Below are 13201 nucleotides of genomic sequence, written 5' to 3'. Positions count from 1 at the left end.
TCATGCGGAAGTTCCGGATAGTGGTCGGTGTCATGGCCTTGGTGGGCGCCACCCCGGCCTTGGCCGACAAAGCCCTGATCGTCGGCATCGACACTTATCGGGCTGATGAGCTTTCGGCCGAGCTCAAGGGCGGCGCTCGTGCCGACGCTCTGCGCATGCAGGCGATGCTGACGGGCGCGCTCGGCTATGACAAGAGCGATGTCAGGCTGCTCCTCGACGATCAGGCGACCGGCACGGCGATCCTCTCCGGGTTGCGCGATTGGCTCGGCGGCAGCAAGTCGGGCGAACGGGTATTCTTCTATTTCGCGGGCAAGGGCCAAGCCGCCAAGACCGGCAGCGGGCGCGAGGACGTCCTTCTGCCGTTCGATGCCACCATGCAGCCCGGTGGCTTCGGCAATACGCTGAGCCGCAACGAGATCGACCGGCAGCTCGGCAAGCTTGCCGGACGCCGGATCACGGAAGTCATCGATTCCAGCCATGCCGGCACGGTGACGCGGGCGATCAGCGTCGAAGCCAGCGGCGGCGGCAATCCAGCCGCTCGTTCGCCACAGCTCGATGGTTCCACCCGCTCGATCGTGGTCGAGCCCGCGCTGGGGGATGAGCCGGTGGCCGCGCCTGCGCCGGCGGGCACCGATTTCGTCAAATGGCAGGCGGTCTCCCCCGCCCAGACCGCTCTGGTCGACGAGGAGGCGGCGCCTGCTTATCGCGGCGTCTTCACCACCGCTTTTGCCGACGGCATCGAGAAGGGGCTGGCCGATGCCAATGGCAATGGCACCGTCTCGAACCAGGAACTGCTCGATTATGTGAGGGCACAATCCTCGGCCTATTGCGGACGCCACCGCGACCGTTGCGAGATGGGCCTGACGCCAATGCTGTCGGGGGATGGCGCGGCGCTCAAGGTCGCTGCGGTTGTTGGAGGAACCGCCTCGGCCGGGAGCGGCGAGGCACTCAACCAGGGCAAGCCAACGGCGGACAAGATCCTCGATTTGCTGGGGGCCAAACTGTCCGACAGCGTCAGCGTCGAGCAGATTCCGCCATCGCCCGTGCGTTTGGGCACCAGGGACATGCGCTTCAAGGTGACCTCCTCGCAGGACGGCTTCTTGATCCTGCTCTCGGTCTCCGACGAGGGCGAAGTGGTACAGCTCTTTCCCAACGCCATCGCGGCGGCCCATGGCAAGGATGGCCGGATTCGCGCCGGCAGCCCGATCATGGTGCCCGATGCCAGCTACGGCATGCGCTTCGATGCGACCTCTGTGACAAAAGGTACAGTCCTGGCGCTGGTTGCGGTTGATCCTTTGAAGCTGTCGAAAGGCTTCGTCACGCGCAAGATCGACGTGATCCCGCAGGATGAGGTCAACGGGTCGGTCCTGCCCGAACTGGCCGACAGCCTCGCCAAAACAGCCAATGCGGACAGTGTCAAGGCCAATGCCAAGGCGATAGGACGTTCCGTTGCAACCATGCGTTATGAAATCGTCCCGTGAGGAGACCGTCATGTTTTACCGCAATCCCCTGCGCATCGCCGGCCTGATGGTCGCGGGCGCCCTGCTGACGGCGGGGCTGGCGGCCTCGACCTCGCAGGTTTTCGCCCAGACCAGCAATCAGAATACGGCTGCCCCTGCGCCGGCCGAGGCGCCGGCGGGGGACAGCAAGCCAGCCAACCCGGCGGTAGCCGCCCCCGCGCCGGCGGCACCTGCCGAACCGGCCAACCAGGCCGCACCCGCTGCTCCCGCTGCGACGCCTGCGCCTGCCGCTGCACCGCCGGCTCCACCCACTTCCGAGCCGAAACCCGAGCCCGCCGCCGCTCCGTCCGCGCCGCCGCCACCAGCCGCCCCTGCGCCCGCCGCCGCTCCGGCTGCCGAGCCGGCGCCGGCACCGGCTCCCACACCTGCGGCAGCTCCAGCTCCAGCTCCGGCAGCGCCCGCACCCGCACCCGCGCCAGCCCCGGCGGCCGCCGCCGCCGGTATTCCCGCCGATATCAAGGTGCCGAGCGATCCGGTGGCCAAGGCCGCCTTCGACGTCTTGGACAAGCACTGCTCGCGCTGCCATCAGAACGGCATGCTCAACCGCGAGAAGCCGGCCAAGAATTTCGGCAACATCCTGCATATGGAAGAGATCGCCGCGGATCCGCATCTCATTCAGGCCGGCAATCCCGAGGGTTCCAAGCTGTTCCAGCAGGTGCTCAACAAGGAGATGCCGTATGACGTGAACTACGAGTTCGATACGACGAAGCCGGAAGTCACGACGGCGGATATCGAGGCGCTGCGCACCTGGATCAAGGCAACCGGCGACCAGGAGGCTGCTGCCTGCACCGGGCGCAAATTCGTCACCTCCGAAGATATCGTCGCTGCGATCTCGGCCGACCTCCAGAAGCAGGACGATCACCGCGTCCGCGGCATGCGCTATTTCACGCTGACCAATCTCTACAATGCCTGCGCCAGCGACGAGGCGATGAACGTCTATCGCCAGGGCCTGGTCAAGCTGATCAACGGCCTCGGCCGCCGCTCCGACGTGGTGAAGCTCGCCACCGTCGACGAAGCCAAGACCATCGTGGGGATCAATCTCGAGGACCTCGGCTGGCAGGAAAGCGACTGGAATACGGTGCTCGCCAACTATCCCTACGCCGCCAAGCCGGATGTGCGGGCCTATGACTTCATCGCCCAGCAGACCAACACCGAGCTGCCTTATGTGCGCGGCGACTGGTTCGCCTTCACCGCGTCCCAGCCCCCGCTCTATGATACGCTGCTGCAACTGCCCAACGACTTCCCCGGCCTGACCGACAAGCTCGGTGTGCCGATGGCCGACAACATCAACAAGTTCATCGCCCAGCGCGCCGGCTTCCAGAAATCGGGCGTGTCGCAGAACAACCGCCTGATCGAGCGTCATCCGATCAGCACCGGCTATTTCTGGACCTCCTATGACTTCGCCGGTTCGAAGGGCAAGCAGAGCCTGTTCCTGCATCCGCTGGGTCCGGAGCAGGACGGTATCGCCAACGGCTTCCATCATGACGGCGGCGAGAGCATCTTCTCCCTGCCCAACGGGTTCCAGGGCTACTATCTCAACAAGTCGGACGGTGCCCGCCTCGACAAGGGACCGACGCAGATCGTCCGCGATCCGTCGCGGCGCGACCTTTCGGTGACCAACGGCATTTCCTGCATGGGCTGCCACGACCAGGGCATGCGCAAGGCCAAGGACGAGGTGCGCAAGGCGGTAACGGCCGATCGCTCCTTCTCCAAGGACATCCGCGACACCGTCGCCTCGCTCTATCCCGACAATGCCAAGATGGATGCAATCATCGAGGACGATTTCCAGCGCTTCAATACGGCGATGAAGCGGGCCGGGCTCGACCCGACGCTCAAGCTCGCCGGCGTGGAAATGACCAACGCCCTGTTCAAGCGCTATGAGGACGATCTCTCGTTGCGCCGCGCCGCCGCCGAGTACGGCTATTCGCCGGAAGAGTTCAAGCAGCGCTTCATCGACGCCGGTCCCGAGGCCATCGCCCTGATGCGCCGCCTGGAGCAGGGCATCGTGCCGCGCGACCAGTTCGAACAGCTGTTCTCGAAATTCGTGGAAGGGGCGACCGAGGACCGCGTGCTCGACACCTCCAAGCTCGAGGGGGCGCAGACCGTTGCAGCTCCGATCGACAGGCCGGCCTCCGGCGGCTCCTTCGATCTGCAGCTCACTGCGGACAAGAGCAGCTATAATGTCGGCGACCGCATGGTGATGCAGGTGGTCTCCACCCGCGATTGCAACCTTTTCGTGGTGAACGTTGACAAGGCCGGCACCGGCACCATCATCTTCCCCAACAAGTTCCAGATCGAGAACGCGGTTCGGGCGGGCGAGCGCGTGGTGCTCGGCGGTTCCGGCTCGAAATTCGCCTTCAAATTGCGCGATCCCGGCCAGGAGAAGGTCGTAGCGGTCTGCCGTGTGGGCGGCGCGACGCGCAGCATCGCCGGGATGCAGGTCGATCCGGTGGCCAATAGCTTTGCCTCGATCCCCAATTTCGAGCAGGGACTGACCCGCCAGATTGTCGTCGAAGCCAATGAGGACCGCCAGGAAGCCTCCGGCCTTGACAATGACAGCCGCAAGCAGGCCCAGTTCGCCAAGATTGCGCAGGCGACGGGCAACAAGGTGGCGGCCGGTGCTCCCGACGCGGCCAAGCAGTCGGTCGCATCCACCGCCATCGTGATCCCGGTGCGATAGGGAGGTGAGGATGGGCGTTTCCTTCATCCTGAAGCTGGGTGTCGCCACGGTCGTCGGCCTGGCGGCAGTCAGCGCGGCCCTGGCCGATTGCGCCAGCCTGGATGCGCAGGTGAAGGCGGCGATCGGTGCCGGCAAGGCGGATGCCCTGCCGGCCCTGGCGGAGGCCATCACCAAGGATACTTCCTGCGACAGCGCCTATGTCGCCAAGGCACGCCGCTCGATGGCTCTGGCCGTGCTGCTCGCCGGCGAGCAGTCGGGCGGGGACTACAGCCCGCAGGCCGTCGCCAGCGCGGCGGCGATCGCCCGGCCCTGGCAGGTGGCGATGGCGCTGGGCGACGTGAAATATGATGGCAAGGACTATCCGGCGGCCGTCGAGGCCTATGAGGCGGCCATCAACGACATCCGCAACGTCAAGGACGTGCCCAAGGCGCCACCGCGCGAGATCGAGGAATATCTGGCCAAGCGCGCCTATCAGGCCAAGTCGCTGGCGCCGAGCTATATCTCCTCACGCGGCGTGCGCGGCCAGGCCGAAGGCGTGATCGTGCCGACCTTTCGCAATTTCACGGCAGTGTCCGTGCCGGTGCCGATCCGCTTCGACACCAATGAGGCGGTGCTGACGGCCGACGGCGATAAGGCGGTGGACGATCTCTACAACTTTCTCAAGACCCAGAGCATTGGCGAGGTCACCCTGATCGGGCATACCGACGAGCGTGGCAGCGGCGAGCATAATATGAGGCTGTCCAGTGCCCGCGCCCTGGCGGTGGCCGAGGCGCTGCGCCGCCGCGGCCTGCCGATCTTCATTCGCGTCGTCGGTCGCGGCGACCGCGAGCCCTTCGCCGCCGACGATCGCTCCAAATACAGCCGTGACGACCTCTACTCCTTTGATCGGCGGGTGGAATATCAGGTGAAGTGATCCGGCGGAGCCAGGCATGCAGCCGGACGGCAAGCTCCGCCACGGCCTGATATCGGTGCTATAGCGGCCTCGCCGGCGACAACGCCGTGCCTGTGGGGTTTCTGACATACCATGCTACCCGGCGAGGCGTAGTGGTGTTCGCTTCGCAGCGAAGGCCGGCCGCGTGAGCCTGAATTTGTCAGATTATTTCGCAGTCTACCCCTTTGCTCGCTTGACTTTGGATCGGCCCTCCCGGACTTTTTGCCTCCCTGACGGGTTAAAGGCCGCAGGGGGAGGACGGGTTTCCAGAGGAGAGCCATATGAAGTTTTCACGTCGCATCGCAGGCGCCGCGCTGACGGGGGTCGCCATGGCCCTGGCGGTGGGGCTCGCCGGTCCCGCATCGGCCCAGAGCCTGAAGAAGGTTGGCGTCTCGGTCGGCTCGCTCGGCAATCCCTTTTTCGTCGCCACGATCAAGGGCATCACCGACAAGGCCAAATCCATCAATCCCGCCGTCGAGGTGACCTCGGTCTCCGCCGAATACGACCTCAACAAGCAGTTCACCCAGATCGACAATTTCATCGCTTCCGGCGTGAACGTCATCATGCTCAACGCTGTCGATCCGCAGGCCATCCTGCCGGCCGTGAAGAAGGCACAGGCGGCCGGAATCGTGGTGGCGGCCTTCGATGTCGGTGCGACCGGGGTCGATGTCACCGTGATGACCGACAACGTCAAGGCCGGCGCCGAAGCTTGCCAGTACATCGTCGACCAACTCAAGGGCAAAGGCAGCGTCCTCATCGTCAACGGGCCGCAGGTCTCCTCGGTGATCGACCGGGTCAAGGGCTGCAAGGAGGTGTTCGCCAAGAGCCCCGACATCAAGATCCTCTCCGACGATCAGGATGCCAAGGGTTCGCGCGACGGCGGCCTCGCCATCGCCCAGAGCCTGCTAACCCGCTTCCAGAAGGTCGATGCCGTCTTCGCGATCAACGACCCGACGGCCATTGGCGTCGAGCTCGCCGCCAAGCAGCTCAACCGCAGTGAATTCTTCATCACCAGTGTCGATGGTGCGCCGGATATCGAGGTCCAGCTCAAGAGCGGCACCTCGATGATCAAGGCTTCGGCGTCGCAGGATCCTTACGCCATGGCCGGCAAGGCGCTGGAACTGGGAGCGGGGATCGTCGATGGCAAGAAGCCGGATCCGAACGTGATCCTGCTCGACCCCGCGCTGATCACCAGTGAAAACCTTGCGAACTACAAGGGCTGGGAAGCCGCCCGCTAAAGTCTCTTTTGGAGCGCGGACCTCACAGCCCCATGAAGCCATGGGGCGGTGTCCGCTCTTGGAAACGCCGCGCTCCAGGGAGACGCTCTCGTCCCGGCAGCTTGACACTGGCGGGCTCGTAACTCAGAGTGAAACCGGTTTCACTTATTGAAGAAGCGAGCATGCGCTTCGATCTTGCCATCCTCACGCCCTATGTCGGCTTCCTCGCCCATGGCGCGCTGCTGACGCTGGAGGCCTGTGTTCTGGCTCTCGCCGGCAGCCTCGTCTGCGGGGCGCTGGTGGCAATCGCGCGCACCTCGGCCTCGCCCACGTTGCGGCGGCTCGCCTTCGTCTATGTCGACCTCTTCCGCAACGTCCCCTTCATCGTGCAGCTCTTCTTCTTCTATTATGGGCTGCCGGAAATCGGCGTCTATCTGAACGCCTTCGCCACCGGCGTTATCGCGCTCTCCATTGCCGGCGGCGCCTTTGCGTCCGACGTCATCCGCTCCGGGATTCTCGCCATCGATACCGGCATTCTCGAGGCGGCCGAAGTCAGCGGCCTGTCGAGGCGCACCATCTTCACCCGCGTCATCATGCCGATCGCCCTGCGCACTTCGATCCGGCCGCTCGGCTCGGTGTTCATCAACCTGGTCCTGACTTCCTCGATCCTGTCGGTCGTCACGCTGAACGAACTGACCGGCACGGCCAAGATCGTGGCCTCAAACACCTTCCGCCCCTTCGAGGTCTATGCCGCGCTGCTCGTCATCTACGCCGCGATGACCTATCTCATCTCGCTCGCCATCGGCCTCATCCATCGCCGCCTCAACCGGGACATGATGGAGGCGGTGCGCTGATGCGGTATACCGAGTTCACACCCTATGACCTCGTCTTGCTGGCGCAGGGGCTCGGCGTCTCCCTTGGCCTGTTCGCCGGCACCACGCTGGCCGGGCTGGCGCTCGGCGCCTTGCTGGCGGGATTGCGCTTCTACCGTATTCCGGGGCTGAATCCGGTGCTGACGGCTGTAACCGAACTGCTGAAGAACTCGCCTGTGCTGGTGCAGCTCTTCCTGGTCTTCTTCGGCCTGCCGGCCTTCCTGAAGATCAATGTCACGCCCATCACGGCGGCATCGATCACCCTGACCGGCAACACCGCCGCCTTCGTCTATGTGATCGCCACCGCCGCCATCGACGCTGTGGGGCGCGATCAGCTCGAGGCTGCCAGGGTGTTCGGCCTCACCCGGTGGCAGGTGCTCAAGCATGTCGTCGCGCCCCAGGCCATCGCCTTCGCCATCGGGCCGCTGACCGGGCTCCTGGTCAACCAGCTCCAGGTCACCTCGCTGATCTCGGTGATCGGCGTGATGGACCTGACCAAGGTCGGCAACATCCTCAATCTGCGCACCCTCAAGCCCTTCGTGGTCTGGACCGTGGTCGGCCTGTTCTATTACGCGGCGGCCAAGACCTTGGCTTGGCTGGGTACGCGCTATGAGACAAGGCTGAGGGCCCATAGCGCCTGGAGAGGGATCTGACGTGCTGAAGGTCGAGAAGGTCTGCAAGGATTTCGGCTCCCATCGCGTGCTCGACGGCGTGGACCTCGCCATCGAACCCGGGCAGGTCGTCTCGGTGCTTGGCTCCTCCGGTTCGGGCAAATCAACCCTGATCCGCTGCATCAACGGGTTGGAGAAGCTCGATGCAGGCCGGATTACCATCGACGATTTCGATGTCGCCGCGCCACGGGATCTCACCGAGGCGCGCAAGCGCTCGGCCACCGTGTTCCAGCTCTTCAATCTCTATCCGCATCTGACCGTGCTGCAGAACATCACCCTGGCGCCGCTGGAGGTGTTGCGCCAGTCGCGGGCGGAGGCCGAACACCGGGCCATCGTCCTCCTGGAGCGGGTCGGTATGCGCGACAAGGCGGCTTCCTATCCGGCCCAGCTCTCGGGCGGCCAGCGCCAGCGTGTCGGCATCTGCCGGGCGCTTGCCATGAACCCGCGCTATCTTCTGCTCGACGAAGTGACGAGCGCCCTCGATCCGGAGATGACGGCCGAAGTGCTGGCGATCCTGGCCAAGCTTGCCCGCTCCGGCACCACCATGCTGTTCGTCACCCATGAGGTGGAATTCGCCCGGCGCATTTCGGACCGCATCGTCTTCCTGGAACATGGCAGGCTGCTGGTCGACCTGCCGACGCAGGCCTTCTTTGCCCCCGAGGTGGGGCGTGACCATCCGCGCATCGCGCAATTCCTTTCGAAAATGCGGAAAGACTGATGTTGCTCCTTGCCAATGCCGAAGCCTGGCCCGGATTCCCGTTGACGGTCGAGATGCTGCGTGCGGGCGCCGACAGCCTCGACGCCATGGTTGCCGGCATAGGCCGGGTCGAGGCCGAGCCGCGCGTGCGCAGCGTCGGCTATGGCGGCTGGCCCAACATGCTCGGCGTGATGGAATGCGATGCTGCCGTGATGAACGGCACCACCAAGGAGATCGGCTCGGTCGGGGCCGTCCCGGACACCATCCCGGTCGCCGCCTTGGCCCAGGCTGTGATGAAGCGCCTGCCCCATGTCATGCTGACGGGCGACGGCGCGCGCCGCTTCGCCAGTGAAATCGGTTTCTCCGTCGATGAGGTGCTGATCGAAGATTCCAGGCGTGTCTGGCGCGAGCGCTTGGAAAACGAGCTCGATGCCGAGCAATTGGCCCGATTTCCCGATATACCGCTTGCGCCTCTATCGCGCACGATCACCGATCCGGAGCGGGTGAGGGACACCACCGTGTTCCTCAGTGCCGATGCGCGGCGCGGCATCCACACCGCGACCTCGACTTCGGGCTGGGCCTGGAAATATCCCGGCCGCCTCGGCGACAGCCCCATTCCCGGCGCCGGCTTCTATGCCGACAGCCGCTATGGTGCAGCCGTCTGCACCCATACCGGCGAGATGACCATGCGCTGCGCCACCGCGCGCACCATCGTGCTCGCGCTCAAGCTCGGCCGGTCGTTGCGCCAAGCCGTCGACCTTGCCGTGGAGGAACTCGCCGAACTCAGCGAGGGGTTTCTCGGCGGTGTCGTCATCCATGCGGCCGATGCCGAAGGCCGTCACGAGGTCGTCAATTTCCGCTGCGAGGGCGAGATCCGCTACTGGCTGTGGGAAGACGGCATGGCGGAGCCCGAGCTCCGGCCGGCAAGAACAATCTGACTGAGGGGAGTGTACAAACATGAAGAAAATCCTGCCCGCATTATTGGGATTGGCGATCGCCGCCTGCGCCGCCCTGCCGGCGTTTGCCGGCAAGCTCGACGACATCCGCGCGCGCGGCAGCGTGCGCATCGGCGTCTCGCTGGGAGGAGAGCCGATCGGCTTCCGAGACGCCCAGAACAATCCCGTCGGCTATGATGTCGATGTCGCCACCCTCCTGGCCGAAAAGCTCGGCGTGCCCGTGGAGTTCACCGATGTCTCCGGCGATGCCCGCATCTCGATGCTGGTTTCCGGGCAGCTCGACATCGTGGTCGCAAATACTTCGGCCACGCTGGAGCGGGCCAAGACGGTGGATTTCTCCATTCCCTATAACCGGGCGGGCCTGCGCATACTGGTGCAGGCCGATGCCGGCATCGCCAAGCTGGAGGATCTCGGCGGCAAGTCGGTGGTGGTGGGACGCGGCACCACCGGCGAGAGCTTCCTCAAGAAGGCGGTGCCGACGGCCAATCTCGTCTATGTCGACCAGTTCGCGCCCGATGGCGTGCTGCAGCTCCAGCAAAAGCGCGTGGACGCGGCGATCGAGGATTCGTCCTTGCTCGACTATCTCGCCACCAAGAACCCCTCGCTCGCCACCCTGCCGGGGCTCTATTCCAACGATCCCATCGGCATCGCGGTCGCCAAGGGGGATCCCGAATTCGTGCGCTGGCTCGACATGTTCGTGTCCGACTATATCCAGTCCGGCGCCTACGAGGCCAATTACAAGAAATGGTGGGGCGAGAAGGCCAATCCGCCCAAGCTCACGCCGCTGTGGTGAGGAGACTGCGCAAAACCTTCTCCCGCAAAGGGGAGGAGGCAATAACGCCTCGTCTCACCCCGTCAGGCGCGGCACATAGCGGGTCGGCACCAACTCCGGCTCGAATGTGCTTTCGACCACCGGCGGCTCGTTGAGCAGGCGCACCATGCGGGCGACATAGGCGGCCTTGTCATAGCCGATCGAGGAAATCGGATAGGCCTCGAAATCGAGCAGCGAGAGATTGTCGAAGCCGTAGAGGCGGAAGCGTGCCGGCCGGTTGCCGGGGAAATCGGCCCTGAACACGTCGAGAATGCCCATCGCCATGGCATCTGAGGTGCAGAATACCGCGTCGGGGTGGTCGCCCTCGAACAGGCCCGGCGCGAGAGCATGACCGGAACGATAGGAATAGTCGCCCTGCAAGGTTCGCAGCAACTCGATGCCATGAGCCGCGAAAGCTTGGGCGTAAAGGCCGATGCGCGCCTGTTCCACCAGGGAGCTTGCCCGGCCCGTGACCAGGCTGGCGCGCCTCACGCCCTTGGCAGCGGCATCCGCGGCCGCCTGGCCGATGCCGACGGCTTCGTGGGGAATGATGGCGGGCGAGCGGTGGTCATGTCGGCCGTTCAGCATGACCACCAGGTCGGAGCGGAACATGCGCCGCACCGTCGCCGCATCGGCGAAATCGGAGAATACCAGGGCGGCATCGACGTGATAGGCCACGCCCTGACGCAGGAATTCCTCGACCTTGTCTGTGGAGCCGACGCGCACCAGGATGACCTGCCGCCCGCCCGCCTGGATCTCGGCGAGCAGCAGGTCGAACAGATCGAGGTCGGAAAGGTCGTGAATATGGTTGACCAGGACGGCGACGAGATTGACGGTCTTGGTCGTCAGGCTCTGCGCCAGGAGGTTGACGCGGTAGCCGAGTTCGGCGGCCGCGGCCAGGACGCGATCGCGCTTGGCGCCGGACACCGGTCGCTTGGAGGCGGAGAGCGCGCGCGAGGCCACGGCCCTGGAGACGCCGGCGAGTGCGGCAACGTCGCTGATGGTCGGTGCTGCCTTGCGCCTCATGAGGCCTTGCACGCTCCTTGCCGGAAATTCGAAACCATGACTGACGACACGCCCTAAAGCATTTTTCAGAAAGGTCGATAGATTTTCGCCTGGAAAATGCGTCAAAACAACGAGTTAGAGCAAAGCACGATTCAGGGAAATCGCACTTTGCTCTAATACAGGAAACAGCGGCTTGGAAGGTCTCTTCTGTCAATGACGATCTGCTTCGATATCGGCGGCTCCGCCATCAAGGCGGCTGTCGCCGCGCCTCAAGGCGAGATCAGGCCCTTTGCCCGCGTTGCAACGCCGCTCGGCGATTTCGAGGCCTTCGTGCAGGTGCTCGCGGATCTCAGAAGGCAAGCAGGGGGCGGGGCTGGCGGCGGCGTCGCCTTGTCCATCACCGGCGTCGTCGATCCGCGCAGCGAGATTATCACCTGCGCCAACATTCCCTGCCTCGACGGGCGGCGGCTGGGCCCCGACCTTGCCGAACGCCTGGGCGTGCCGGTGCATGTTGCCAATGACGCCGACTGCTTCGCCCTTGCCGAGGCTGTGAAAGGCGTTGGGCGCGGGCATCGCATCGTTTTCGGCATCATCCTCGGCACGGGCATCGGTGGCGGCCTGGTCATCGACGGGCGGATCCTAACCGGCGCGGGCGGTTTTGCCGGCGAATGGGGGCATGGACCGGTGGCGGCGACGCAATCGGGTAATCCGCCGGTCGCGCTCCCCCGCTTCGCCTGCGGCTGTGGCCAGAAAGGCTGCGTCGATACGGTTGGAGGAGCCCGCGGCCTCGAAAGGCTGCATCGCCACCTTACCGGCGTTGAACGCGACAGTACCGAGATCATCGCGGCCTGGCGGGCCGGCGACGCAGCGGCGGCGCGCAGCGTGGCTTGTCAGGTCGATCTCGTCGCCTCTCCCCTGGCCTTGGCCGTCAATATCGTCGGCGCCGACATAGTGCCGGTCGGGGGCGGCCTTGCCAGCGTGCCGGAATTGATCGCAAGGCTGGACGAGGCGGTGCGCAGCCGCATCCTGCGGCACTCCCCGGAGCCGCTGGTGGTGCCCAGCATCCTCGCGCCGGAACCCGGGCTGATCGGCGCGGCCCTGCTCGCCCGCCAGGGAGAACGCCTATGACCGCCTTGCTTGAAATCTGCGTTGCCGACGCCCACAGCCTCGAAGCCGCGATCGAGGGTGGCGCCGATCGCATCGAACTGTGCTCGGCGCTCGAACTCGGTGGCCTGACGCCATCATCAGGGCTGATGCGGCTGGCGGCGCAGGCGCCGATCCCGGTCTATGCCATGATCAGGCCGCGGGCCGGCGATTTCGTGTTCTCCGCGCGGGAAAGCGAGATCATGCTTGATGATATCGAGGCAGCGGGAGGAGCAGGGCTCGCCGGCGTGGTGCTGGGTGCCTCCCAGCCCGGCGGCCAGCTCGACGAGGCCCTGCTGTCGCGCCTGCGGGTGCAGGCGCAGGGGCTCGGCACCACGCTGCATCGCGCTTTCGATCTCGTTCCCGAGCCGCTGGCGGCTCTGGAGACGGCCGTTGCTCTCGGCTTTGAACGCATCCTCACATCGGGAGGAGCCGTCACCGCGCCCGAGGGACTGGAGGCGTTGCTGCGCCTGCATCGGGCCGCCCGGGGGCGGATCGGCATCATGCCGGGTTCGGGCTTGACGCCGGCCAATATCGCTCCATTGCTGGCGGCGCTTCCCGTCTCCGAGGTGCACAGTTCCTGTTCCGCCGCCGGGGAGCCATGGAGCGCCGAGGCCGTCCGCCTGGGCTTCGCCGTGGGGCGGCGGCGCCAGACCCGCGCCGACATCGTCTGCACTTTCCGCAAGGCGATGGCATAA

General features: G+C 65.2%; 12 protein-coding genes. 11 read left to right on the top strand and 1 reads right to left on the bottom strand.

Features of this window, described 5'->3' with window-relative positions:
- Positions 1 to 2 precede the first annotated feature (2 nt).
- The 9 genes from ACN6KF_RS18015 to ACN6KF_RS17975 all read left to right on the top strand — a co-directional run bounded on the left by ACN6KF_RS18015 (position 3) and on the right by ACN6KF_RS17975 (position 10337).
- Entirely contained in the window at positions 3 to 1481 is a 1479-nt protein-coding gene (locus ACN6KF_RS18015) for a caspase family protein (RefSeq protein WP_434958163.1), read from the top strand.
- Positions 1482 to 1491: 10 nt separating this feature from the next.
- On the top strand, positions 1492 to 4200 hold the full coding sequence (locus ACN6KF_RS18010) for a DUF4384 domain-containing protein (RefSeq protein WP_434958162.1): 2709 nt from the start codon (positions 1492 to 1494) through the stop codon (positions 4198 to 4200).
- A gap of 10 nt (positions 4201 to 4210) precedes the next feature.
- On the top strand, positions 4211 to 5113 hold the full coding sequence (locus tag ACN6KF_RS18005; protein WP_434958161.1) for an OmpA family protein: 903 nt from the start codon (positions 4211 to 4213) through the stop codon (positions 5111 to 5113).
- A gap of 299 nt (positions 5114 to 5412) precedes the next feature.
- The gene (locus tag ACN6KF_RS18000) at positions 5413 to 6369 is read left to right on the top strand and encodes an ABC transporter substrate-binding protein (protein WP_434958160.1); all 957 of its coding nucleotides are present in this window, start codon (positions 5413 to 5415) and stop codon (positions 6367 to 6369) included.
- A 161-nt stretch (positions 6370 to 6530) separates the two neighbouring features.
- Positions 6531 to 7202 (top strand): amino acid ABC transporter permease, encoded by a 672-nt coding sequence (locus ACN6KF_RS17995; protein ID WP_434958159.1) that lies wholly within the window; start codon positions 6531 to 6533, stop codon positions 7200 to 7202.
- A complete protein-coding gene (locus ACN6KF_RS17990) occupies positions 7202 to 7873 on the top strand; it encodes an amino acid ABC transporter permease (protein ID WP_434958158.1) in 672 nt (223 codons plus the stop codon). The genes ACN6KF_RS17995 and ACN6KF_RS17990 overlap by 1 nt, the downstream gene beginning before the upstream one ends.
- A gap of 1 nt (position 7874) precedes the next feature.
- Positions 7875 to 8609, top strand: a complete 735-nt coding sequence (locus ACN6KF_RS17985; RefSeq protein WP_434958157.1) for an amino acid ABC transporter ATP-binding protein — start codon at positions 7875 to 7877, stop codon at positions 8607 to 8609.
- Positions 8609 to 9526, top strand: a complete 918-nt coding sequence (locus ACN6KF_RS17980; RefSeq protein WP_434958156.1) for an isoaspartyl peptidase/L-asparaginase — start codon at positions 8609 to 8611, stop codon at positions 9524 to 9526. Before ACN6KF_RS17985 ends, ACN6KF_RS17980 begins: the two co-directional genes overlap by 1 nt.
- A gap of 19 nt (positions 9527 to 9545) precedes the next feature.
- Positions 9546 to 10337 (top strand): transporter substrate-binding domain-containing protein, encoded by a 792-nt coding sequence (locus tag ACN6KF_RS17975; protein ID WP_434958155.1) that lies wholly within the window; start codon positions 9546 to 9548, stop codon positions 10335 to 10337.
- 54 nt (positions 10338 to 10391) lie between these two features.
- Here ACN6KF_RS17975 and ACN6KF_RS17970 read toward each other — a convergent pair whose 3' ends face one another.
- Positions 10392 to 11381, bottom strand: a complete 990-nt coding sequence (locus ACN6KF_RS17970; RefSeq protein ID WP_434958154.1) for a LacI family DNA-binding transcriptional regulator — start codon at positions 11379 to 11381, stop codon at positions 10392 to 10394.
- A gap of 192 nt (positions 11382 to 11573) precedes the next feature.
- Between ACN6KF_RS17970 and ACN6KF_RS17965 the strand changes: the two genes are divergently transcribed.
- Complete coding sequence (locus ACN6KF_RS17965; protein WP_434958153.1) at positions 11574 to 12488, top strand: ROK family protein; 915 nt, start codon at positions 11574 to 11576, stop codon at positions 12486 to 12488.
- Positions 12485 to 13201: a copper homeostasis protein CutC gene (locus tag ACN6KF_RS17960; protein WP_434958152.1), complete on the top strand. Its 717-nt coding sequence runs from the start codon at positions 12485 to 12487 to the stop codon at positions 13199 to 13201. The genes ACN6KF_RS17965 and ACN6KF_RS17960 overlap by 4 nt, the downstream gene beginning before the upstream one ends.

Origin of the sequence: Labrys methylaminiphilus subsp. lupini (assembly GCF_051161885.1) — a bacterium.
Classification (GTDB): Bacteria; Pseudomonadota; Alphaproteobacteria; order Rhizobiales; family Labraceae; genus Labrys.
This window is presented reverse-complemented; position numbering and strand designations above follow the sequence as displayed.